General features: G+C 72.5%; 23 protein-coding genes and 2 riboswitches. Of the genes, 16 read left to right on the top strand and 7 right to left on the bottom strand.

The features are described from left to right. Positions 1 to 51: 51 nt before the first annotated feature. On the top strand, positions 52 to 1,089 hold the full coding sequence (locus V3C34_RS15540) for an IS481 family transposase (RefSeq protein ID WP_068321680.1): 1,038 nt from the start codon (positions 52 to 54) through the stop codon (positions 1,087 to 1,089). Positions 1,090 to 1,124: 35 nt separating this feature from the next. Next, on the top strand, positions 1,125 to 3,572 hold the full coding sequence (gene pcrA / locus V3C34_RS15535; RefSeq protein ID WP_346007595.1) for a DNA helicase PcrA: 2,448 nt from the start codon (positions 1,125 to 1,127) through the stop codon (positions 3,570 to 3,572). Positions 3,573 to 3,594: 22 nt separating this feature from the next. On the opposite strand, the gene V3C34_RS15530 is transcribed toward pcrA, so the two are convergent. The 3 genes from V3C34_RS15530 to V3C34_RS15520 all read right to left on the bottom strand — a co-directional run bounded on the left by V3C34_RS15530 (position 3,595) and on the right by V3C34_RS15520 (position 6,794). Further along, on the bottom strand, positions 3,595 to 4,632 hold the full coding sequence (locus tag V3C34_RS15530) for an IS481 family transposase (RefSeq protein WP_068321680.1): 1,038 nt from the start codon (positions 4,630 to 4,632) through the stop codon (positions 3,595 to 3,597). Between the two features lie 197 nt (positions 4,633 to 4,829). Then, complete coding sequence (locus V3C34_RS15525) at positions 4,830 to 5,747, bottom strand: M23 family metallopeptidase (protein WP_346007594.1); 918 nt, start codon at positions 5,745 to 5,747, stop codon at positions 4,830 to 4,832. A 120-nt stretch (positions 5,748 to 5,867) separates the two neighbouring features. After that, positions 5,868 to 6,794 (bottom strand): lipase family alpha/beta hydrolase, encoded by a 927-nt coding sequence (locus V3C34_RS15520; protein WP_245634764.1) that lies wholly within the window; start codon positions 6,792 to 6,794, stop codon positions 5,868 to 5,870. A 178-nt stretch (positions 6,795 to 6,972) separates the two neighbouring features. Between V3C34_RS15520 and sucC the strand changes: the two genes are divergently transcribed. The 6 genes from sucC (at position 6,973) to ribH (ending at position 12,965) form a co-directional block, all read left to right on the top strand. Then, the gene (sucC, locus tag V3C34_RS15515) at positions 6,973 to 8,154 is read left to right on the top strand and encodes an ADP-forming succinate--CoA ligase subunit beta (RefSeq protein WP_068321806.1); all 1,182 of its coding nucleotides are present in this window, start codon (positions 6,973 to 6,975) and stop codon (positions 8,152 to 8,154) included. Between the two features lie 17 nt (positions 8,155 to 8,171). Next, positions 8,172 to 9,062, top strand: a complete 891-nt coding sequence (gene sucD, locus V3C34_RS15510; protein ID WP_068321809.1) for a succinate--CoA ligase subunit alpha — start codon at positions 8,172 to 8,174, stop codon at positions 9,060 to 9,062. 218 nt (positions 9,063 to 9,280) lie between these two features. Further along, positions 9,281 to 9,414: riboswitch (FMN riboswitch) on the top strand. A gap of 140 nt (positions 9,415 to 9,554) precedes the next feature. After that, positions 9,555 to 10,646, top strand: coding sequence for a bifunctional diaminohydroxyphosphoribosylaminopyrimidine deaminase/5-amino-6-(5-phosphoribosylamino)uracil reductase RibD (ribD, locus tag V3C34_RS15505; RefSeq protein ID WP_346007593.1), 1,092 nt, complete (start codon positions 9,555 to 9,557; stop codon positions 10,644 to 10,646). Then, positions 10,646 to 11,257, top strand: coding sequence for a riboflavin synthase (locus tag V3C34_RS15500; RefSeq protein ID WP_346007592.1), 612 nt, complete (start codon positions 10,646 to 10,648; stop codon positions 11,255 to 11,257). The genes ribD and V3C34_RS15500 overlap by 1 nt, the downstream gene beginning before the upstream one ends. Beyond that, positions 11,254 to 12,498, top strand: coding sequence for a bifunctional 3,4-dihydroxy-2-butanone-4-phosphate synthase/GTP cyclohydrolase II (locus tag V3C34_RS15495; RefSeq protein WP_068321818.1), 1,245 nt, complete (start codon positions 11,254 to 11,256; stop codon positions 12,496 to 12,498). Before V3C34_RS15500 ends, V3C34_RS15495 begins: the two co-directional genes overlap by 4 nt. Beyond that, positions 12,495 to 12,965, top strand: coding sequence for a 6,7-dimethyl-8-ribityllumazine synthase (gene ribH, locus V3C34_RS15490; protein WP_068321821.1), 471 nt, complete (start codon positions 12,495 to 12,497; stop codon positions 12,963 to 12,965). Before V3C34_RS15495 ends, ribH begins: the two co-directional genes overlap by 4 nt. Before the next feature lie 54 nt (positions 12,966 to 13,019). Here the strand turns inward: ribH and V3C34_RS15485 are convergent, their stop codons facing one another. Both V3C34_RS15485 and V3C34_RS15480 read right to left on the bottom strand, forming a co-directional pair. Next, positions 13,020 to 13,355 (bottom strand): hypothetical protein, encoded by a 336-nt coding sequence (locus V3C34_RS15485; RefSeq protein ID WP_346007591.1) that lies wholly within the window; start codon positions 13,353 to 13,355, stop codon positions 13,020 to 13,022. Then, positions 13,348 to 13,854: a SigE family RNA polymerase sigma factor gene (locus V3C34_RS15480; RefSeq protein WP_345912763.1), complete on the bottom strand. Its 507-nt coding sequence runs from the start codon at positions 13,852 to 13,854 to the stop codon at positions 13,348 to 13,350. The genes V3C34_RS15485 and V3C34_RS15480 overlap by 8 nt, the downstream gene beginning before the upstream one ends. A 191-nt stretch (positions 13,855 to 14,045) precedes the next feature. Between V3C34_RS15480 and V3C34_RS15475 the strand changes: the two genes are divergently transcribed. The 5 genes from V3C34_RS15475 to V3C34_RS15455 all read left to right on the top strand — a co-directional run bounded on the left by V3C34_RS15475 (position 14,046) and on the right by V3C34_RS15455 (position 18,709). Continuing rightward, positions 14,046 to 15,143, top strand: coding sequence for a cell division protein PerM (locus V3C34_RS15475; protein ID WP_068321832.1), 1,098 nt, complete (start codon positions 14,046 to 14,048; stop codon positions 15,141 to 15,143). Positions 15,144 to 15,166: 23 nt separating this feature from the next. After that, positions 15,167 to 15,769 (top strand): phosphoribosylglycinamide formyltransferase, encoded by a 603-nt coding sequence (purN, locus tag V3C34_RS15470; protein WP_345912764.1) that lies wholly within the window; start codon positions 15,167 to 15,169, stop codon positions 15,767 to 15,769. Between the two features lie 27 nt (positions 15,770 to 15,796). Continuing rightward, positions 15,797 to 15,870: riboswitch (ZMP/ZTP riboswitch) on the top strand. A gap of 33 nt (positions 15,871 to 15,903) precedes the next feature. Next, positions 15,904 to 17,502, top strand: coding sequence for a bifunctional phosphoribosylaminoimidazolecarboxamide formyltransferase/IMP cyclohydrolase (purH, locus tag V3C34_RS15465; RefSeq protein ID WP_346007590.1), 1,599 nt, complete (start codon positions 15,904 to 15,906; stop codon positions 17,500 to 17,502). Positions 17,503 to 17,531: 29 nt separating this feature from the next. Further along, complete coding sequence (locus V3C34_RS15460) at positions 17,532 to 18,392, top strand: bifunctional methylenetetrahydrofolate dehydrogenase/methenyltetrahydrofolate cyclohydrolase (RefSeq protein WP_068321841.1); 861 nt, start codon at positions 17,532 to 17,534, stop codon at positions 18,390 to 18,392. Then, positions 18,389 to 18,709: a DUF3017 domain-containing protein gene (locus tag V3C34_RS15455; RefSeq protein ID WP_068321844.1), complete on the top strand. Its 321-nt coding sequence runs from the start codon at positions 18,389 to 18,391 to the stop codon at positions 18,707 to 18,709. The genes V3C34_RS15460 and V3C34_RS15455 overlap by 4 nt, the downstream gene beginning before the upstream one ends. Before the next feature lie 73 nt (positions 18,710 to 18,782). Here the strand turns inward: V3C34_RS15455 and V3C34_RS15450 are convergent, their stop codons facing one another. Then, on the bottom strand, positions 18,783 to 19,778 hold the full coding sequence (locus tag V3C34_RS15450; protein ID WP_346007589.1) for a malate dehydrogenase: 996 nt from the start codon (positions 19,776 to 19,778) through the stop codon (positions 18,783 to 18,785). Positions 19,779 to 19,990: 212 nt separating this feature from the next. Between V3C34_RS15450 and V3C34_RS15445 the strand changes: the two genes are divergently transcribed. Next, a complete protein-coding gene (locus tag V3C34_RS15445) occupies positions 19,991 to 20,503 on the top strand; it encodes a sigma-70 family RNA polymerase sigma factor (protein WP_346007588.1) in 513 nt (170 codons plus the stop codon). Next, a complete protein-coding gene (locus V3C34_RS15440) occupies positions 20,500 to 21,198 on the top strand; it encodes a zf-HC2 domain-containing protein (protein WP_346007587.1) in 699 nt (232 codons plus the stop codon). Before V3C34_RS15445 ends, V3C34_RS15440 begins: the two co-directional genes overlap by 4 nt. An 8-nt stretch (positions 21,199 to 21,206) precedes the next feature. On the opposite strand, the gene V3C34_RS15435 is transcribed toward V3C34_RS15440, so the two are convergent. Then, positions 21,207 to 21,602 carry a hypothetical protein gene (locus V3C34_RS15435; protein WP_346007586.1) on the bottom strand — a complete coding sequence of 132 codons (396 nt, stop codon included), beginning with the start codon at positions 21,600 to 21,602 and terminating at the stop codon, positions 21,207 to 21,209. A 159-nt stretch (positions 21,603 to 21,761) separates the two neighbouring features. Between V3C34_RS15435 and V3C34_RS15430 the strand changes: the two genes are divergently transcribed. Further along, on the top strand, positions 21,762 to 22,754 hold the full coding sequence (locus tag V3C34_RS15430; protein WP_346007585.1) for a dehydrogenase: 993 nt from the start codon (positions 21,762 to 21,764) through the stop codon (positions 22,752 to 22,754).

The following is a 22,754-nucleotide window of genomic DNA, read 5'->3' as shown; positions in this document are numbered from 1 at the left end:
GATGAGGGTGTCAAAGCCGTTCATCACGAGCCAGCCAAAGGAACCTGCCCTGTGTCCCACGCTAATGCCCCGATGACCCCTGGTGGTCGCCTACGTCTGATCGAGCGAGTGCTGGGTCAGGCCAATGATGAGGCCGGCCCGCGGCCGATCGCGCACGTCGCAGCCGAGGCCGCGATCTCACGCCAGTGCCTGTCCAAATGGGTAGCCCGCTACCGCGAGCACGGCGAGGAAGGGCTGCACGACCGCTCCAGCCGGCCACAACGCTCCCCGAGCGCGACTGCCGAACCGGTGGTCGAGCGGATCATCGAGCTGCGGCGCCGTAAGTGGTCCGCGCGGCGCATCCATCTGGCGCTGGCCGATGAGGGCACGAACGTGGCGGTGTGCACCATCGCCCGGATCCTGCGCCGCGAGGGCTTGAACCGGCTGCGGGACCTGGACGTCGACGGGCAGCCCCTGCGCCAGCAGCCCGCCGGCAAGATCATCGCGCGCTACCCCGGGCACATGATCCACCTGGACGTGAAGAAGGTCGGACGCATCCCGCCCGGGGGCGGGTGGCGCGTCCACGGCCGCGGCTCGGACGCTGACCGGGCCCGCGGCCTGCGAGGACACCACCGCGGCGCCAAGGTGGGCTACACCTACCTGCACTCGGCCGTGGACGGCTTCACCCGGATGGTCTACACCGAGGCCCACGACGACGAGAGCGCCGCGACCGCGATCGCGTTCCTGGCCCGCGCCCGGGTCTTCTTCGCCGCGCACGGCATCACCCGCATCACCCGCATCGTCACCGACAACGGGTCCTGCTACCGCGCCAAGAACTTCACCCGCTCGGTGCTCTCCTTCGCCTCGAAGCACAAGCGGATCAAGCCCTACACGCCCAAGCACAACGGCAAGGTCGAGCGCTACCAGCAGACCATGGCCCGCGAGGTCCTCTACGCCGACGCCTACCCCTCCGAAGAAGCCCGCCGACGACAGCTACAGATCTGGGTGACCCACTACAACTACCATCGCCCACACAGCGCCATCGGGGACCAACCCCCAGCCAGCCGCGCCAAGACCCGTGTCACCAAGGTCATGCCCAGTTACACCTAGGGCTGTCACCTGCGCCACGTAGGCTGGACGCCGACATGAGCAGCCTCTTCGACGACCTCCCCGATGCCCTGCCCGGTGACTGGACCAAGGACGTGACCGACACCGGTGTCCCCACGTGGGCCATGTCCGACGAGGGTCCCACCCGCGCGGCGCACAGTCGCCACGGGCGCCCGGCGCAGCCGGACCCAGAGGAGCTCGTCGCCGGCCTCAACCCCGCCCAGCGCGAGGCCGTGCTGCACGACGGCGGTCCCCTCCTCATCATCGCCGGTGCCGGCTCGGGCAAGACCCGGGTGCTCACCCACCGCATCGCGCACCTGCTCGCGGCGCGCGGCGCGCAGCCGGGGCAGATCCTGGCGATCACCTTCACCAACAAGGCCGCCGCCGAGATGCGCGAGCGCGTCGAGGACCTCGTGGGCCCGCGGGCCAAGGCGATGTGGGTCATGACCTTCCACTCGGCGTGCGTGCGCATCCTGCGTCGCGAGGCGACCAAGGTCGGGATGAAGAGCAACTTCTCGATCTACGACGCGGCCGACAGCCAGCGACTCATCGCGCTCGTCATGCGCGACCTCGACCTCGACCCCAAGCGCTTCCCGCCGCGGTCCTTCTCCCACCGCATCAGCAACCTCAAGAACGAGCTGGTCGACGAGGAGGACTTCGCCCGCACGGTCGCCGCCGACGAGGACGCGCAGCTACCCGGCGGCACGCACCAGGAGCAGACGCTCTCCGCGGTCTACACCGAGTACCAGCGCCGCCTGCGCCAGGCCAACGCGCTGGACTTCGACGACATCATCATGATGACGGTGCACATCCTGCAGGCCTTCCCGGACGTCGCCGAGCACTACCGCCGCCGCTTCCGCCACGTGCTCGTCGACGAGTACCAGGACACCAACCACGCGCAGTACCAGCTCGTGCGCGAGCTGGTCGGTGGTGCCGACGGGCAGGCCCGCGGCGAGCACGCCGTCGAGCCGAGCGAGCTCGTCGTCGTCGGCGACGCCGACCAGTCGATCTACGCCTTCCGCGGCGCCTCGATCCGCAACATCGTCGAGTTCGAGGAGGACTACCCCGACGCCCGCTCGATCCTCCTCGAGCAGAACTACCGCTCCACCCAGACGATCCTCACCGCGGCCAACGCCGTCATCGAGCGCAACGAGTCGCGCCGCAAGAAGAACCTGTGGACCCAGGCGGGCGCCGGCGAGCCGATCATCGGCTACGTCGGGGACAACGAGCACGACGAGGCCGCGTTCATCGCCAAGACGGTCGACGAGCTGCACGACCAGCACGGGGTCCGCCCCGGCGATGTCGCGATCTTCTACCGAACCAACGCCCAGTCGCGCGCCATCGAGGAGGTGCTGGTGCGGGTCGGCCTGCCGTACAAGGTCGTGGGCGGCACCCGCTTCTACGAGCGTCGCGAGGTCAAGGACGCCCTGGCCTACCTGCGCGTCGTCGCCAACCCCGCCGACACGGTCAACCTGCGCCGGATCATCAACGTGCCCAAGCGGGGCATCGGCGACCGGGCCCAGGCGGCCGTGGCGCAGCTGGCGGAGCGCGAGCGCATCCCCTTCGTCGCAGCGCTCGGGCGGGTCGAGGACGCGCCCGGCATCGCCACGCGCTCGGTGACCTCGGTCAAGGGGTTCACCGCGCTCCTGGAGGGCCTGGGGGAGCTGCACGAGTCCGGGGCCGGCATCGGGGACCTGCTGGAGGCCGTCCTCGACCGCACCGGTTACGTCACCGAGCTGCAGGCCAGCCGCGACCCCCAGGACGAGACCCGGCTGGAGAACCTCGCGGAGCTCGTCGGCGTGGCCCGCGAGTTCGACGCCACCCGCGAGGCGACCGGCGAGGTGATCAGCCTCGACGACTTCCTCGAGCAGGTGAGCCTCGTCGCCGACGCGGACGAGATCCCGGAGGAACCAACGGCAGGGGAGGGCCGTGTCGACCAAGGAGTCGTCACCCTGATGACGCTGCACACCGCCAAGGGCCTGGAGTTCCCCGTCGTCTTCCTCACCGGCATGGAGGACGGCACCTTCCCGCACAGCCGCAGCCTGAGCGACCCCAAGGAGCTGGAGGAGGAGCGGCGCCTCGCGTACGTCGGCATCACCCGCGCCCGCGAGCGGCTGCACCTCTCCCGGGCGGCGGTGCGCAGCGCCTACGGCGCGCCCCAGTACAACCCGGCCTCGCGCTTCCTCGACGAGATCCCCGCGGACCTCGTGCGCTGGGAGCGCACCGGCCCACCGGTCGGTCCGTCGCGCTCGCGCCGCGAGCCGGCGGTCGCGCGCCTGGCGGCCCGACCGGGGGTGCGCTCGCCGGGCAACCGACCCCCCATCGCGCTCGCCGACGGCGACAAGGTGACCCACGACAGCTTCGGCCTCGGCACGGTCATCCGCGTCGAGGGCGAGGGGGACAAGGCGATGGCCCACGTCGACTTCGGCGGTGAGGACGGCGTCAAGCGCCTGCTGCTGCGCTACGCGCCGCTCGAGAAGCTCTGACCGACCGCTCACCTGCATTCCCCTAGGTGTAACTGGGCATGACCTTGGTGACACGGGTCTTGGCGCGGCTGGCTGGGGGTTGGTCCCCGATGGCGCTGTGTGGGCGATGGTAGTTGTAGTGGGTCACCCAGATCTGTAGCTGTCGTCGGCGGGCTTCTTCGGAGGGGTAGGCGTCGGCGTAGAGGACCTCGCGGGCCATGGTCTGCTGGTAGCGCTCGACCTTGCCGTTGTGCTTGGGCGTGTAGGGCTTGATCCGCTTGTGCTTCGAGGCGAAGGAGAGCACCGAGCGGGTGAAGTTCTTGGCGCGGTAGCAGGACCCGTTGTCGGTGACGATGCGGGTGATGCGGGTGATGCCGTGCGCGGCGAAGAAGACCCGGGCGCGGGCCAGGAACGCGATCGCGGTCGCGGCGCTCTCGTCGTCGTGGGCCTCGGTGTAGACCATCCGGGTGAAGCCGTCCACGGCCGAGTGCAGGTAGGTGTAGCCCACCTTGGCGCCGCGGTGGTGTCCTCGCAGGCCGCGGGCCCGGTCAGCGTCCGAGCCGCGGCCGTGGACGCGCCACCCGCCCCCGGGCGGGATGCGTCCGACCTTCTTCACGTCCAGGTGGATCATGTGCCCGGGGTAGCGCGCGATGATCTTGCCGGCGGGCTGCTGGCGCAGGGGCTGCCCGTCGACGTCCAGGTCCCGCAGCCGGTTCAAGCCCTCGCGGCGCAGGATCCGGGCGATGGTGCACACCGCCACGTTCGTGCCCTCATCGGCCAGCGCCAGATGGATGCGCCGCGCGGACCACTTACGGCGCCGCAGCTCGATGATCCGCTCGACCACCGGTTCGGCAGTCGCGCTCGGGGAGCGTTGTGGCCGGCTGGAGCGGTCGTGCAGCCCTTCCTCGCCGTGCTCGCGGTAGCGGGCTACCCATTTGGACAGGCACTGGCGTGAGATCGCGGCCTCGGCTGCGACGTGCGCGATCGGCCGCGGGCCGGCCTCATCATTGGCCTGACCCAGCACTCGCTCGATCAGACGTAGGCGACCACCAGGGGTCATCGGGGCATTAGCGTGGGACACAGGGCAGGTTCCTTTGGCTGGCTCGTGATGAACGGCTTTGACACCCTCATCCTGTCGCCACGGGGACCTGCCCGCCCTGTTACGCCCCTCCTCGTGTCACCAACCTCATGCCCCGCAACACCTAGGGGAATGCGGGTCCCGGGCACGACGAAGGGGGCCGACGACCAGTGGTCGTCGGCCCCCTTCGCGCGGGTGGGTCAGCTGATGCCGCGCTCGGCGAGCCAGCCGGCCGGGTCGATCGCGCCGCCGCCACCGGGGTGGATCTCCATGTGGAGGTGCGGTCCGGTGGAGCGACCGGTGTTGCCCGAGAGGGCGACGACGTCGCCGGGGGCGACCTGCTGGCCGACCGAGGCGGACACGGAGCTCAGGTGGCCGTACCGGGAGACCGAGCCGTCCCAGTACTTGACGTCGATGTAGACGCCGTAGCCGCTCATCGGGCCGGCGGCGATGACGGTGCCGCTGCTCATCGCCTTCAGGGGCGTGCCGACGGAGGCCGCGTAGTCCTGGCCGGCGTGGAGGCGGCCCCAGCGCATGCCGAAGGGGGAGGTGAAGACCGCGTTGTCCAGGGGCTTGACCCAGCCCTGGGAGCCGACCGAGGCGTTGGTGGCCTCCGGCCCCTTGGTCGCGGTCCCGCCCGGGGCGGAACCGGTCTCCTGGGCCTGCTCCTTCTCCTTCTTCTTCTCGGCGCTGGCGCGCTTGGCAGCGAGCTCCTTGCGGGCCTTGTCGCGGGCGATGCGCTGACGCTCCTGGAGGCGGCCCTGGTCGCGGGCGACCTCGGTGGAGACGGCCTGGCGGCGCTGCGCGAGGTCGTCGGCCTCGGCGGTCGAGTCGGCGACCTCCGCCCGGGCGGCCTCGTTGACCTTCGGGTCCTCGAGGAAGGCGGCGGCGGCCGAGGGCGCAGGTGCGGCGAGCGCACCCTGTGCCTGGACGGTCCCGCCCGCGAACGTGGAGGACTGGGCGGCGGTCGCACCCGCGGCCGACAGGACCAGGGTCGCGGCGGCGGCGGTGGGCAGCGCGTAGGCAGGGCTAAAACTCTTGGGCAGGCGCGAACGGCGCTCGATCGCGCGGCGCTCGGCTCGGGTGGGCGGCCGGTGCCGTCCGGTGTAGTCACTCATGAAGGGGGACGTCCTCGCAGGGGGTCTCGGACAAATCTTGCGAAACCCTAGCGTGACCTTTTCGTTATGCAAAACCGGGTGGTGGGCGTCACGTGACCCCGGTCACGGGGTGGCTCCGGCTCAGGCCGGGCGCTGGGAGATGTCGGTGACCGAAGCCGTCTGGTTGCCGTCGTGGTCGAGCATCGTCAGGCTCGTCGCGATGCGGTGGACCACCGACGGCAGGATCGGCAGCGAGAGGTGGCCGACGCCGTGCAGGCGAATGTTGCTGACCTCGACGCCCTCCTGGACGAGCGAGGCGTTGACCGCGGGGACGATCGCCTCGTCGGTGTCGGACCAGAAGGCGATGATCCGCGTGAGGCAGCCGGGCGCGGGGGCGTTCAGCTCCTGCATGAGCGCGCTGCCCGGGCGCAGCTGCCGGGTGAGCGAGGCCGGCACGAGGTGCGCGAGGAGCGTCCCGGTGTGCGGTGCGCCCAGCGTGACGAGGGTGTGGATGCGCTCGTCGCCCCCGAGTCGGGTGACGTAGTAGCGGGCGACGACGCCACCGAGGCTGTGCGCCACGATGTGGATGCGCTCGTAGCCGGTCTCCGCGGCGATCGCCTCGATCTCCTCGGCCAGCTGCACGGCGGCGGTGCGCACGTCCCGGGTGCGCACGGAGTAGTTCATCGCGAAGACCCGGCTGAAGCCTCGCCGCAGGAGGCCGCGGCGCAGCAGGGTGAAGATCGAGTGGTTGTCGGCGTAGCCGTGCAGCAACAGGATCGGGGTCCCGACCTCGGTCACGCCGTTGACGAGCATGCCGCGCTGCACGGGGCTGAGGTGCTCGATGCGGTAGCCGTGCCGGTCGCCGCCGCGGCGCGGCGCCCGGGTGCCGAAGGGGTAGAGCGAGACGTGGGTCGCGGCCCAGACGAGCTCGACCGCGGCGAAGACCATCGCCTGCGCGGAGACCATCTGGCGCACCTGCTGGTACACGCCGGACCGCAGCGCGGCCGGCGTCGTCGCCGGGTCGCTGGTGGGGTGGGTCTGCCTCACGTGGGGCTGGTGCGGGGCCATGGTGACTCGAGGGTAACCCCGGTGGGAGGGCGGTGCGAGGCGTCGTGACGACTCCGTGACCGGTCGGCTGCTCGCGGGCCTCGCGGCCGCGTCGCGGACCGGAGGATGCTCGGCCCCCGTCCGGGGGCTAGTCTCGACCCGCACCCCCGTTACCACAGCAGAGGACGGAATCACCCTCGTGGATCTCTTCGAGTACCAAGCACGCGACGTGTTCGAGAAGCACGGCGTCCCGGTTCTTGCCGGCGCCGTCGCCACCACCCCGCAGGAGGCCCGCGCGGCCGCCGAGACCATCGGGGCCAAGAGCGGCGGCGTCACCGTCGTCAAGGCCCAGGTCAAGACCGGTGGACGTGGCAAGGCCGGTGGCGTCAAGGTCGCCAAGACCCTTGACGAAGCAACCGAGGCGGCCGAGAACATCCTCGGCATGGACATCAAGGGCCACACGGTCCACAAGGTCATGATCGCCCAGGGCGCCCAGATCGCCGAGGAGTACTACTTCTCGATCCTGCTCGACCGGGCCAACCGCTCCTACCTCGCCATGTGCTCCAAGGAGGGCGGCATGGAGATCGAGCAGCTCGCCGTCGAGCGCCCCGAGGCCCTCGCGCGCATCGAGGTCGACCCCAACGTCGGCATCGACGACGCCAAGGCCACGGAGATCGTCCAGGCCGCCGGCTTCGACGCCGCGGACCAGGCCAAGATCGCTGACGTCCTGAAGAAGCTCTGGGTCGTCTACCGCGAGGAGGACGCGACCCTCGTCGAGGTCAACCCGCTCGTCAAGACGCAGCAGGGCGACATCGTGGCCCTCGACGGCAAGGTGACGCTCGACGGCAACGCGGACTTCCGCCAGCCCGAGCACGCCGCGCTCGAGGACAAGGAGGCCGCGGACCCGCTCGAGGCCAAGGCGAAGGCCAAGGGCCTCAACTACGTCAAGCTCGACGGCAACGTCGGCATCATCGGCAACGGCGCCGGGCTCGTCATGAGCACCCTCGACGTCGTCGCCTACGCGGGTGAGGACTACACCGCGGGCAGGGCCAAGCCGGCCAACTTCCTCGACATCGGTGGCGGCGCCTCGGCCGAGGTCATGGCCAACGGTCTGGACGTCATCCTCCACGACGAGCAGGTCAAGTCCGTCTTCGTCAACGTCTTCGGCGGCATCACCGCGTGCGACGCGGTCGCCGACGGCATCGTGGGCGCGCTCAAGACGCTGGGCGACGGGGCGACCAAGCCGCTCGTCGTCCGCCTCGACGGCAACAACGTCGAAGAGGGTCGCCGCATCCTCGCCGAGTTCAACCACCCCCTCGTGTCCATCGAGGACACCATGGACGGCGCCGCCCGCAAGGCCGCCGAGCTGGCCGCGAAGTAAAGGACGCAGACACAGACATGGCAATCTTCCTCACCGCTGACTCCAAGGTCATCGTCCAGGGCATGACCGGCTCCGAGGGCATGAAGCACACCACGCGCATGCTCGCCTCCGGCACCAACGTCGTGGGCGGCGTCAACCCCAAGAAGGCCGGCCAGAGCGTCGACTTCCCGGGTGGCCAGTCCGTCCCCGTCTTCGGCTCCGTCGCCGACGCCATCAAGGAGACCGGCGCCGACGTGTCGGTCATCTTCGTGCCGCCGGCCTTCGCCAAGTCCGCCGTCGTCGAGGCGATCGACGCCGAGATCGGCCTCGCCGTGATCATCACCGAGGGCATCGCGGTCAAGGACTCGGCGGAGTTCTACAACTACTCCAAGGGCAAGGCCACGCGTCTCATCGGCCCCAACTGCCCGGGCCTGATCAGCCCCGGCAAGGCCAACGCCGGCATCATCCCGGCGGACATCGCCGGCGCCGGGCGCATCGGTCTCGTGTCGAAGTCGGGCACGCTGACCTACCAGATGATGTACGAGCTGCGTGAGTTCGGCTTCTCCACGGGCGTCGGCATCGGTGGCGACCCGATCATCGGGACGACGCACATCGACTGCCTCGAGGCGTTCGAGAACGACCCCGAGACCGACGCGATCGTCATGATCGGCGAGATCGGTGGCGACGCCGAGGAGCGCGCCGCGGCGTACATCAAGGACCACGTGACCAAGCCGGTCGTCGGCTACGTCGCCGGCTTCACCGCCCCGGAGGGCAAGACCATGGGCCACGCCGGCGCCATCGTCTCCGGCTCCTCCGGTACGGCGGCCGCCAAGAAGGAGGCCCTCGAGGCCGCCGGTGTCAAGGTCGGCAAGACGCCGTCTGAGACGGCGGACCTCATGCGCGAGATCATGAAGGGCCTGTCCAGCTGAGGACGTCCCGGCCTGACGAAGGGCGCCGCACACGACCACGTGTGCGGCGCCCTTCGTCGTGAGGACGTGGGCGGACGAAGACCTGACGCAATCGGGGCAAGGCTCAGGTACGTCGCCACGCACTGAGACACCCCGCGGTCCACGTGGGCGCCACCACGTGGACCGCGGGTGACCCTGCTGCGGGGCGCGAGTATCCTTCACGGCGTACGAGTTGTCGTACGCGTGCTCCGGGGTCGGTGCAATTCCGAGCCGGCGGTGACAGTCCGCGAACCCGTCCTCCTCACCGAGGTCGGGCCGAGCCGGTGAAATTCCGGGACCGACGGTGAAAGTCCGGATGGGAGGCAGCACGCGGCGTCGCCTGCCGTGCCGTGCGTGGGTCCTCCACACCCGGCGCGGTCCCACCGGGGTGCCGGTGGCCCGGCGCACGCCGCCACGCCCGACGGGCGTGTCTCCCTTCGCCCCCGTGGTCCGCGTCGGACCACGGAGAGGCACATGCAGCACCGCTTGATCATCGAGACCGCGATGGCGCGAGCCGTCGGGCTGGCCGCGCGCGGCCTCGGTCGCACCAGCCCCAACCCGGTCGTCGGCTGCGTCGTGCTCGACGCCAGCGGGCGCATCGTGGGCGAGGGCCACCACGAGCGGGCCGGGGGACCGCACGCCGAGGTCGTCGCCCTGCGGGCCGCCGGCGACGCCGCCCGCGGCGGCACCGCCGTCGTCACCCTCGAGCCGTGCCGGCACACGGGCCGCACCGGACCGTGCACGAGCGCGCTGCTCGAGGCGGGCATCGCGAGCGTCGTCATCGCCGTGCCCGACCCCACGCGCACCGCCGGCGGGGGAGCGGACCTGTTGCGGGACAACGGTGTCGACGTCGTGGAGGGAGTCGGTCGGGAGGCCGCCGCGCACGTCAACCGGGCCTGGCTGCGCGCGACGGTCGCCGGTCGACCGCACGTCACGTGGAAGCTCGCGAGCACCCTCGACGGCCGCACCGCCGCCGCCGACGGGACGAGCCGGTGGATCACCGGGCCGCAGGCGCGGGCCGCCGTGCACCGGCTGCGCGCGGAGCGCGACGCGGTCCTCGTCGGGGGCGGGACGCTGCGGGCCGACGACCCCCACCTCGCCGTCCGGGACCTGCCGGGCGCCCACCAGCCACTGCGCGTCGTCCTCGACTCCGGAGCGAGGATCCCGCTCGACGCCCGCGTGCTCGACGACGTCGCACCGACCCTCGTCGTCGTCGCGGACGACGCCGACGCCTCCCGGCTGCTCGCCGCCGGCGTCGACGTCCTCGCCGCGCCGCGCGGCCCGCGCGGCCTCGACGTCGCAGCCGTCCTCACGACCCTGCACGAGCGCGGGGTGCGCTCGCTGCTCCTCGAGGGCGGCGCGAGCCTTGCCGCCACCTGCATCGCGCACGACCTCGTCGACGAGGTCGTCGCCCACATCGCCCCCGCCCTGCTCGGCGCCGGGACCTCGGTCCTCGCCGACGCGGGCATCACGACCATGACCGGCGCGCTGCGCCTCGACACGACCGACGTGCGGCGGCTGGGCGACGACGTCGCCCTCACCGCCACCGTCAGAAGGGACCACTGATGTTCACCGGGATCATCGAGGAGCTGGGGGAGGTCGTCGCCGTCGAGGAGGGGGCCGACTCCAGCCGCATCACCGTGCGAGGGCAGGTCACGACGACCGACGCACCGCACGGGGCCTCCATCGGCGTCAACGGCGCCTGCCTCACCGTCACCGACACGGAGGCGAAGGGGGGTGAGGTCACCTTCGACGTCATGGCCGAGAGCCTGCGCCGCACCGTCCTCGGCGACCTCGCCGTCGGCGACGTGGTCAATCTCGAGCGGGCCATGGTGCTCGGCGCCCGCCTCGACGGCCACCTCGTGCAGGGGCACGTCGACGGGACCGCGACGATCACCCAGCGCCGCCCGGGCGACCGGTGGGAGGAGGTGCGCCTGGCGATCGACCCCGGGCTGGCCCCCTTCGTCGTCGAGAAGGGCTCGATCTGCCTCGACGGCGTGAGCCTCACCCTGACCGCCGCCGGTGACGACCACGTCGAGGTGGCCCTCATCCCCACGACGATGGAGCTGACGACCTTGGGACGCAAGGGAGTCGGCGACCGCGTCAACGTCGAGGTGGACATCCTCGGCAAGTACGTGCAGCGCATGCTCGCACTCGACCCGAAGGACCCGCGATGACCCACGACGACGACCTGCTCGACCCGATCGAGACCGCGATCGAGGCGATCGCGGCCGGCCGCCCGGTGCTCGTCGTCGACGACGCGGACCGGGAGAACGAGGGCGACATCATCTTCGCGGCCGACGCCGCGACCGACGAGCTCATGGGCCTCACGGTGCGCCTGGGCAGCGGGGTGATCTGCGTCGCGATGACCGGTGCCGAGCTCGACCGGCTCGCGCTGCCGCCGATGACCGCGATCAACGAGGACTCCAAGGGGACGGCCTACTCGGTCTCCGTCGACGCGCGGACCGGCGTGACCACCGGCATCAGCGCCGCCGACCGCGCCCGCACGGCGCGGCTGCTCGCGGACCCGAGCACCGGTCGCGGGGACCTCGCGCGGCCCGGGCACGTCTTCCCGCTGCGCGCCCGGGACGGGGGCGTGCTCGTGCGCCGCGGCCACACCGAGGCGGCGGTCGACCTCTGCCGGCTCGCCGGACGGGCGCCCGCCGGCGTCATCTGCGAGGTCGTCGAGGAGGACGGCTCGATGTCGCGGCTGCCCGGGCTGCGCCGCCTCGCCGACGAGCGCGGCTGGCCGCTCGTGAGCATCGCCGACCTCGTCGACCTGCGCCGCCGCTCCGAGGCGCTCATCGAGCACGTCGTCTCGACCCGGCTGCCGACCTCCCACGGCGAGTTCGTCGCGCACGGCTACCGCAGCGCCGTCGACGGCTCCGAGCACATGGCGCTCGTCCACGGCGACATCGGCCGGGGCACGCCGCTCGTGCGGGTGCACAGCGAGTGCCTCACCGGGGACGTCTTCGGCTCGTTGCGCTGCGACTGCGGACCGCAGCTCCAGGCGGCCATGGCGGCCGTCGTCTCGGCCGGCTCCGGCGTCATCGTCTACGTGCGCGGGCACGAGGGCAGGGGCATCGGCCTCGTCGACAAGCTGCGGGCGTACGCCGCCCAGGACCGTGGTGCCGACACCGTCGACGCCAACGCGGACCTGGGGTTGCCGGTCGACGCACGGGACTACACCCACGCCGCCCAGGTGCTGCGCCGGCTCGGCGTCACGACGGTGCGGCTGCTGAGCAACAACCCGGCCAAGGTCGACGCCCTCCAGGCGCTCGGCATCACCGTCGCCGGTCGCGACCCGCTGCCGGCGGGCGTCACGAGTGACAACCTGCACTACCTGCGCACCAAGCGCGACCGGATGGGCCACGACCTCCCGTGGCTGCCGGACACGGACGAAGGGAGCACCCGATGAGCGGGCACGGAGCACCGAGGATCGACATCGCCGCGGCCGGCGACCTGCGCGTGGCGGTCGTCGCCTCGAGCTGGCACACGCAGGTCATGGACGGTCTCGTCGGTGGCGCGCGGGCAGCGCTCGCGGAGGCGGGCATCGAGCCGATGCTCGTGCGCGTCCCGGGCAGCTTCGAGCTGCCGCTCGTCGCGGCCGAGCTGGCCGGGACGCACGACGCGGTCGTCGCCCTCGGCGTCGTGATCCGTGGCGGCACACCGCACTTCGACTACGTGTGCGCCGCGGCGACGGACGGGCTCTCCCGGGTGGCGCTCGACTCGGGTACGCCCATCGGCTTCGGCCTGCTCACCTGCGACGACGACGCCCAGGCACTCGACCGGGCCGGCCTGCCGGGATCCCGGGAGGACAAGGGCCGCGAGGCCGCAGAGGCCGCCGTCGCCACGGCCGCCCTGCTCGCCGGCCTGCGGGCGTGATGCACGACACGGCCCCCGGTCCGGCCCACTGGTGACGCGGACGACCTGACGGGCTTAGCCTGTCTCCCACAGCGCCGACCCGGTCGATCCCCCCTGCTCCCGGGTCGGCGTTGTTCTGCCCGGGTGGTCCGCGGCTGCGCCCGTCGCGGCCGAGGAGGGGGTGGCCGGCGGACAGGGCTCCTGCGTGAGGTCGACCTCCCCGAGGACGGCTCGGGCGAGGTGGCGCATGTCGTCGGGCGTGAAGCTCGCCCCGTCGACCTCGGCGCGGGCCCGCACGGCCGACGGCTCGGGCAGCGGGTGCGCGCCCACGTCGTCCATGAGCTCCATGAGGGCGGCACGCACGAGCTCGTCGTCGTCGGGGCCGCGCGGGGTGTCGTGACGGTCAGTCATCGTGGGCCTCCGTGTCGGCGAGGGCCGTGGCCAGCTGGGCACGGCCGCGGTGCAGCCGTGCCTTGATGGTCCCCGACGGGATGCCCGTCTGCCGGGAGATCTCGTCGACCGACAGGTCGGCGAGGTAGTACAGGGCCAGGGTCTCGCGCACGTCGGGGCCGAGGGTGCGCAGGGCGGCGACGACCGCGACCCGGTCCACCGTCGGCGCGGCCGGTCGGGCGTCCTCGCCGCGCCGCTCCATCGCCCTGGTGCGGTTGGAGTCCTTGCGCCATGTCGAGATGGCGATCCGGCGAGCCACCGTCCGGACCCACGCGCCCGGCTCGTCCGCGGTCCGCACCTGGTCCCAGCGCTGCCACGCGCGGGCGAAGGCCTCCTGGGTGGAGTCGCGCGCGAGCTCCAGGTCGCCCGTCGCGGCGTACACCAGGTGCACCACGCGCGGTGCGGTCGCCCGGTAGAACTCGTCGAACTCGTCCTCGGCTGATGCCCGACCTCCCTCCATCACCTCTCCAGACGCGTGTGCCGGCGATGCGGTTGCCCCGCGGGTGCGTGGTCCTTTCCCACTTCTTTTAGTCCTCCCCGGCTGGCCTCCACCACCAGCCGTCCCCCGTCGGTGACGATGGGGCCGTGACGGTGATGGAACACATCCGGTCGGCCACGACGGGAGAAGACGCTACTCGCAGGCGGCCCGAGGTGGCGGCCGCGGCCGCCGGTGCGCTGACGGCGCTCGCCGGGTGGCTCGTGCCCGTCGTCCTCGTCCTGCTCGGCGCCCTGGCGGTGCCCCGTGCCTCCGCCGGCGTCGGCGACGCCCTCGGATCGGGCAGCCTCCTGTGGCTGGTCCTCGGTGGGGCGCGGCTGCACCTCGGCGACGGCACGCTCGCCATGACGCCCCTCGTCGGGACCCTCCTGCTGCTCCTCCTGGCCCGGGCCGGTGCCCGGCGCGGCCTGCCGCAGGAGCCGTCGCGCGCGCTCCAGGGCGCCTGGCTCGGCGGTTACGCCGGTGTCGGCCTGCTCGTCTCCCTCCTCGGTCTGCTGTCGCCGGCCGGACCTGTGGTCCCCAGCGTGCTCCTCCCGCTCGTCGTCCTCCCCGCGCTCGGCCTGGTCCTCGCGCACGGGCTGCCCGAGGAGGCCGCGCGGGTGTGGGAGCGGGCGCCGACCTCGCTGCGTCGCGGCGTCGTGCCGGGGGCGAAGGGGGCCGCCCTCCTCGTCCTCCTCGGCTCCGCACTGGTCCTCGTCGCGACGGCCGTGCACCTCGGCCGGGTGGCGCACCTGCACGCTGGCCTCGACGCGGGGGTCTTCGGCGGGACGCTCCTGGTGCTCCTGCAGCTGATGCTCCTGCCCAACCTCGGGATCTGGGCGCTGTCCTTCGCCGCCGGTCCGGGCTTCTCGACCGCGGGCGGTGCGATGACGACGTGGTCGGGGGCGGAGTCCGGCCTGCTGCCGATGGTGCCCGTCCTCGCCGCGCAGCCCCAGCCGGGCGACCTGCCCTGGGTGACCCACCTGCTCGTCCTCCTGCCGGTCCTCGCCGGCGCCTGGCTCGGCCGTGAGGCGCTGCAGTGGGTGCCGCGGCTGGCCCCGACCCAGACCAAGCTCGCCGTCTTGTCGGTCGCGGTCGGTGTGGCCGCACTCCTCGTCGTCCTGCTCGACGCCCTCGCCGGCGGCTCGCTGGGTGCCCTGCGCCTGGCCGACCTCGGCGCCCGGGCGCCGGCGCTCGGCGGGGTGCTCGTGCTCGAGCTCGGCATCGGGGCCTTCATCGTCCTGGCGCGCGAGTGGTGGGTCCTGCGCCGCTGAGCGCTCGACCTAGACTGCGGCGGGTGAGCGCCCCCCTTCGTCTCGTCGTCCTCGTCTCCGGCTCGGGGACCCTGCTGCAGGCCCTGCTCGACGCCCCCGACCTGCCCGCGCAGGTCGTCGCGGTCGGCGCCGACCGGGAGTGCGTGGGCCTGGAGCGGGCCGCGGCGGCGGGCGTGCAGACCTTCGTCGAGCGGGTCGCGGACCACCCCGACCGGGAGGCCTGGGACGCGGCGCTCGCGGCCGACATCGCCCGGCACGAGCCCGACCTCGTCGTCACGGCCGGCTTCATGAAGATCCTCGGGCCGCGGGCCCTCGCGAGCGGCACCTTCCTCAACACCCACCCGGCGCTGCTGCCGGCCTTCCCCGGCGCCCACGGCGTCCGGGACGCGCTGGCGTACGGCGTCACCGTCACCGGCTCGACTGCCCACCTCGTCGACGCCGGCGTCGACACCGGCCCGATCATCGAGCAGCGGACCGTGGCGATCTCCGCTGACGACACCGAGGAGTCGCTGCACGAGCGGATCAAGGCTGTCGAGCGCGAGATGCTCGTCGACGTCGTCGCCGCGATGGCCACTGGTGGCTGGCGGGTCGAGGGTCGCCGGGTCCTCCTCGGCGGGGTGCGCTGAGTCGCGCGACCTCTCGTAGACTGGGGGCACACGACTGGCGAAGGTGGATCACCACCGGGGAGTGACGAAGTCGAGGTGCATCGCCCGCCTGGGTGCGCCCATCTGCAGATGCAAGCGACCTTCCAGGAGTACTCGTGTCAGAACGCCGTCCCGTCCGCCGTGCCCTCGTCTCCGTCTACGACAAGACCGGCCTCGAGGACCTCGTCCGGGGTCTCGCCGACGCGGGCGTCGAGCTCGTGTCGACCGGCGGCTCCGCGGCCACGATCGCCGGGCTGGGCCTGCCCGTGACGAAGGTCGAGGACCTCACCGGGTTCCCCGAGTGCCTCGACGGCCGGGTCAAGACCCTGCACCCGCGCGTGCACGCGGGCATCCTCGCCGACACCCGGCTGCCCGACCACGTCCGCCAGCTCGAGGAGTTGGAGGTCACCCCCTTCGACCTCGTCGTCGTGAACCTCTACCCCTTCGCCGACACCGTGGCCTCGGGCGCCGGCATCCAGGACTGCATCGAGAAGATCGACATCGGTGGGCCGACGATGGTGCGCGCCGCGGCCAAGAACCACGCGTCCGTCGCGATCGTCACCGACCCGAGCAGCTACGCCGACGTCCTCGAGACCGTGCGCGGCGGCGGCTTCATCCAGGCCCAGCGCGAGCGCCTCGCGGCGGCGGCCTTCGTCCACACCGCCACGTACGACGTCGCGGTGGCGTCGTGGATGGGCTCGGTGCTCAGCCCGAGCGACGACACCCCCTTCCCGGGCTGGATCGGCGGCACGTACACCAAGTCCTCCGGCCTGCGCTACGGCGAGAACCCGCACCAGGCCGCCGCGCTGTACGTGACCGAGGGCGCCGCTGGCCTCGCGCACGCCGAGCAGCTGCACGGCAAGGAGATGTCGTACAACAACTACATCGACGGTGACGCGGCCCTGCGCGCCGCGCACGACCACGGCGACCAGCCGACCGTCGCGATCATCAAGCACGCCAACCCGTGCGGCATCGCGGTGGGGGAGAGCATCGAGTCCGCCTACGAGCGGGCGCACGCCTGCGACCCGGTCTCCGCCTACGGCGGCATCGTCGCCAGCAACCGCCCGATCACCGCGGCGATGGCCACCGCCCTCAACGACACCTTCTCGGAGGTCGTCCTGGCGCCGGACTTCGAGCCCGACGCCCTGACGATCCTCAAGGAGAAGAAGAACCGCCGCCTGCTCAAGGTCGCGACCCCCACGCCCGGTGGCGTCGAGACCCGACCGATCTCCGGTGGCCTGCTCGTGCAGCAGCGCGACGCGATCGACGGCGTCGTCGAGGCGAAGGGGGAGGACAAGCCGACGCAGGGGCACGGGGACGACCCGCGCGCCTGGGCGCTCGTGACCGGTGATGCCGCCGACGAGCAGACGCTCGCTGACCTCGCCTTCGCGTGGCGCGCCGTGCGCGCGACCAAGTCCAACGCGATCCTCCTCGCGAAGGACGGCGGCTCGGTGGGCATCGGCATGGGCCAGGTCAACCGGGTCGACTCGTGCCACCTCGCGGTCGGCCGGGCCGGCGAGGAGCGGGCGAAGGGGGCCGTCGCGGCCTCGGACGCCTTCTTCCCCTTCGCCGACGGGCTCCAGGTCCTGCTCGACGCGGGAGTGCGCGCCGTCGTCGCGCCGGGTGGGTCCGTGCGTGACGACGAGGTCGTCGCCGCGGCGCAGGCCGCGGGCATCACGATGTACTTCACCGGCACCCGCCACTTCGCCCACTGAGCACCGGACACCGACGAAAGGATGGGGTCGTGACAGCACAGATCCTCGACGGCAAGGCGGCGCTCGCGTCGATCAAGGACGAGCTGCGCGGCCGGGTGGCCGCTCTCAAGGAGCAGGGCGTCACCCCGGGGCTCGGCACCGTGCTCGTGGGCGAGGACCCGGGCAGCCGCTGGTACGTGGGCGCGAAGCACCGGGACTGCGCAGAGATCGGCATCACGAGCATCCGCCGTGACCTGCCGGCGACCTCGACGCTCGAGGAGGTCCTGGCGGTCGTGCGCGAGCTCAACGAGGACCCGGCCTGCACCGGGTTCCTCGTGCAGCAGCCGACCGGCCTGGACGAGAACGCGATCCTCTCCGCCGTCGACCCGGCCAAGGACGTCGACGGCCTGCACCCGACGAACCTCGGCTGGCTCGTCCTCGGCGAGCCGGCGCCGCTGCCGTGCACGCCGATGGGTTGCATCGAGCTCCTGCGGCGGCACGACGTGCCGATCGCCGGCGCCCGGGTCGTCATCGTCGGTCGCGGCATCACGGTGGGGCGCCCGCTCGGCCTGATCCTCACCCGCCGCAGCGAGAACGCGACGACGGTCCTGTGCCACACCGGGACTCGCGACCTCGCGGCCGAGGTGCGCCAGGCCGACGTCGTCGTCGCCGCCGCCGGCGTGCCGGGCATCATCACCGCCGACATGGTCAAGCCGGGTGCGGCCGTGCTCGACGTCGGCGTGAGCCGGCTGGTCGCCGAGGACGGTACGTCCAAGGTCGCCGGCGATGTCGCCGCGGACGTCGCCGAGGTCGCCGGCTGGGTCAGCCCCAACCCCGGCGGCGTCGGCCCGATGACCCGCGCCATGCTGCTCACCAATGTCGTCGAGGCCGCGGAGCGGGCCCTGCGATGACCGGCCCGGGCGAGCGGGAGCATCGGCCGACGGCGCCGGCCCGACCGGCGCTCGACGTGCGCCCGCTCGCCGCCTGGTGGCTCATCGCCGGCGGCCTCGCCGTCGCCCTGCTCTTCATCCTCACCGACCACGTGCTGCGGGCCACGCTCGCCTGCGCGGGCTCGCTGCTGCTCGCCGCGGTCCTGCGCGTGACCCTCCCGGGCTCGCGCGCCGGCGGCATCGCCGTGCGCGGTCCGCTCGTCGACGTCGTGACGCTCGTCGTCCTCGCGGTCGCGGTCCTCGTCGCGGGCTTCTCGCTGGACCTCACCGCCCGCTGAGGCAGGTCCCCAGCACGACGAAGGGGGCCCCGCACCGACCGGTGCGGGGCCCTCCTTGTTGGGGTGCGCGGTGTCAGCCCTTGATGAGGCCGAGCTTGGTCACGGCCTCGCGCTCCTCGGCCAGCTCGGCGACCGAGGCGTCGATCTTCGCGCGCGAGAAGTCGTCGATCTCCAGGCCCTGGACGATCTCCCAGCTGCCGTCCTTGACGGTGACGGGGAAGGAGGAGATGAGGCCCTCGGGGACGCCGTACGAGCCGTCGGAGCAGACCGACATGGACACCCAGTCGCCCTCGGGGGTGCCGAGCGCCCAGTCGCGGGCGTGGTCGACGGTCGCCGACGCCGCGGAGGCGGCGGAGGAGGCGCCGCGGGCCTCGATGATCGCCGCGCCGCGCTTGGCGACGGTCGGGATGAAGGTCGACTCCAGCCACTCCTGGTCGCCCACGGTCTCGGCGGCGTTCTTGCCGGAGACCTCGGCGTGGAAGAGGTCGGGGTACTGGGTGGCCGAGTGGTTGCCCCAGATCGTCATCTTCTTGATCTCGGTGACCGGCACGCCGAGCTTGGCGGACAGCTGGCTGATGGCCCGGTTGTGGTCCAGACGGGTCAGCGCGCTGAAGCGCTCGTTGGGGATGTCAGGCGCGTTGTTCATCGCGATGAGCGCGTTGGTGTTCGCCGGGTTGCCCGTGATCGTGACGTGCACGTCGTCGGCAGCGACGTTGTTCAGCGCCGCACCCTGCGGGGCGAAGATTCCGCCGTTGGCCTCCAGGAGGTCACCGCGCTCCATGCCGGGGCCGCGGGGGCGGGCGCCGACGAGCAGGGCGTGGTTGACGCCGTCGAAGACCTTGTCGGCGTCGTCGCCGATCTCGACACCGGCGAGGGTCGGGAAGGCGCAGTCGTCGAGCTCCATGACGACACCCTCGAGGGCCTTCAGGGCCGGGGTGATCTCGAGCAGGCGCAGCTCGACCGGGGTCTCGGGACCGAAGAGCGATCCGCTGGCGATGCGGAAGAGCAGGCTGTAGCCGATCTGGCCGGCGGCGCCGGTGACGGCGACCTTGACGGGAGTGGTGCTCACTGGTGGACCCCTTCGTGCGGAAACAGGGAAATGCTGTCCCTGCGACGCTAGCAGCGCCGCGGCGGGGCGAGTGCGGCAGGTTCACCCTCCGGCCACCTCGGCCGTCGTTGACAGGCCACGTCCGCGGGAGGAGGGTTCGGGGTCCGGGCGCGGGTGGGCCGCGGTCGTGAACCGCGGACGGGCTCCCTGCGTACGGCCTCCCAGGAGGTCTCATGACGGACACCGGCACGGCGCTCATGCAGCAGCTGCACGACGAGCACGCTGCCGCACTCTGGGGCTACTGCCTCAGCCTCACCGGGCGTGACCACGCGCGTGCCGAGGACGTCGTGCAGGAGACGATGATCCGGGCCTGGCGAAACCGTGCTCGTCTCGACGAGAGCCACGGGTCGGTGCGGGCGTGGCTGTTCACCGTGGCCCGCAACATCGTCATCGACGAGTGGCGGACCAAGCGGTCGCAGAGCGAGCTCAGCGTGGCCGACGTGCCGGACGCCCGGGACGCCCGGGACCACACCGACCAGCTGCTGCTGTCGTGGGTGGTGGCCGATGCGCTCATGTCCCTGTCTGCTGACCACCGCGCCGTGCTGCAGGAGTGCTACTTCCGCGGGGCGTCGGTCGCGGAGGCGGGGCGGTCCCTCGGGATCCCCGAGGGGACGGTCAAGTCCCGGACGCACTACGCCCTGCGCGCGCTGCGGCTCGCCCTGCAGGAGAAGGGGGTCGGCGCATGACCTGCGAGCTCGCCCACTGGGACGGCGCCTACGTGCTGGGTGCGCTGTCCCCGACCGAGCGCCTCGAGTTCGAGGAGCACCTCACCCGGTGCGACGACTGCAGCCGGTCGGTGCGCGAGCTCGCGGGGGTGCCGGGCCTGCTCGCGCAGGTCGGCCCCGACGACCTGCTGCCCGTGCCCCCCGTCCCGCGCACGCTCCTGCCGGGGCTCGTCGCCGACGTGCGGCACCAGCAGCGACGGCGCACCGTCGTCGTGGCCGGCCTCGCCGCCTCCGTCGCCGCGCTCACGGTCTCCGCCGCGGCGCTCGGCATGGCCGCGCTCGGCGACGGCACCGCCCCGGACCCGGGGGTGGCGGCGCCACCGGTCGCCACGAGCCCGGTGCCCTCGCTCCCGATGACCGCCGTCGGACGCGTGCCGGTGGAGGCGGACCTGCAGCTGGAGAGCGTGGCCTGGGGCACCCGGATCGAGGTGACGTGCACCTACGAGCAGGAAGCCGGCCACACGCTCGCCTACGAACCCGAGTACGCCCTCGTCGTGCGGAGGGAGGGCGGGGCGACCGAGAGGGTGGCCACCTGGCGGGGCCTGCCCGGGCGGACGATGCACCTGTCGGCGGCCACCGCCACCGGACGGGGGGACATCGAGAGCGTGGAGATGCGCTCGGAGGACGGGACCACCCTCCTGCGACTGACGATCTGAGCCCCGCGTCAGTGGGTCCGCAGGGTGCGAGAGCGCAGGAGCGGTCGACGGGCCGGCGCGTGGCGGCGCAGCAGGGTCAGGCCGCCGACGATGCAGACGACCTCGGCGACCGCAGCCGTGAGCACCCAGCCACCCGTCCACCGCTCCTGGACCCCGAAGAGCCCGACGGTGGCGGAGGTGATGAAGGCGCCCAGCGTGCTCGCGCCGAAGCCCAGCACGAGGAGGGCCGGGACCCAGTGCCGCCACCCGATGAGGAGGCCGGCGATGACGACGCCCGCCATCGCGTTGAGCAGGAAGGCCGGACCGATGACGTCGAGGTCCCGGTAGCCCTCGAACGCCCACAGGACGAGGTGCACCGCCGCCGAGACGAGGGCTGCCGTTGCCGTGATGAGTCGGGTGCGCATGGTGCTCCTTCATCTCCGGGTGACACCGCCATCACCCCTGACCTGATCACGGCCGCGGCGGCCCTGCGGTTCAAGGCCCCAGGTGGGCACGAGCGCGGATGAACCATCGCCCGGCACGCCCCGTGTCTCCACCGTGCGAGGACGTCGCGAGGTGCCACGGTGAGCGGCCCGGACCGGGCCTACTGGCTGCGTGCCCCCGGGTCCGGGGAGATCCGGCCGGTCGTCCTGCGCGCCCCCGGTCCCGGTGAGGTCCGGGTGCGCACCGTGCGCTCCGGCGTCAGCCGGGGCACCGAGGCCCTCGTCCACCGCGGAGGCGTCCCACCCGACCAGTACGCGGTGATGCGGGCCCCCTTCCAGGCAGGGGACTTCCCCGGACCGGTGAAGTACGGCTACCTGAGCGTCGGCGTCGTCGAGCAGGGACCGAGCGACCTGCTGGGCCGCCGCGTCTTCTGCCTGCACCCCCACCAGACGGCCTACGTCGTCCCCGTCGGCGCGGTCGTCCCGGTGCCCGACGAGGTGCCCGATGACCGGGCCGTCCTCGCCGGGACCGTCGAGACGGCCGTCAACGCCCTCTGGGACGCCGCGCCCCTCGTGGGGGACCGTGTCGTCGTCGTCGGCGCCGGCATGGTCGGCCTGTGCACCACCCGGCTGCTCGTGGGCATCCCCGGCACCGAGGTGACCGTCGTCGACCTCGACCCGCGAAGGGAGCCGGTGGCCCGAGCGCTCGGTGCGGATTTCTCCCTTCCCCCCGACGCGCCGCGCGACCGTGACCTCGTCGTCCACGCCAGCGCCACCGGCGCCGGCCTGCAGCTCTCGCTCGACCTGCTCGCCGCAGGGGGCAGCGTCCTGGATGTCAGCTGGTACGGCGACACCGAGGTGGGCCTGCGGCTCGGTGGTGCCTTCCACGCGCGCCGGCTGTCGATCCGGGCGAGCCAGGTGGGGAGCGTCTCGCCGCGGCGCCGTCCCGGGCGCACGACCCACGAGCGGCTCCTGCTCGCGATGGAGCTGCTGCGTGACCCCGCCTTCGACGCGATCATCACGGGCAGCTCCTCCTTCGACGACCTGCCCGAGGTCATGCCGCGGATCGCCTCGGGGGCCCTCCCGGCCCTGTGCCACACGATCACCTACCCGACGGCAGAGGAGGCGGGATGA

Source organism: Janibacter terrae (assembly GCF_039636765.1).
Classification (GTDB): domain Bacteria; phylum Actinomycetota; class Actinomycetes; order Actinomycetales; family Dermatophilaceae; genus Janibacter; species Janibacter terrae.
This window is presented reverse-complemented; position numbering and strand designations above follow the sequence as displayed.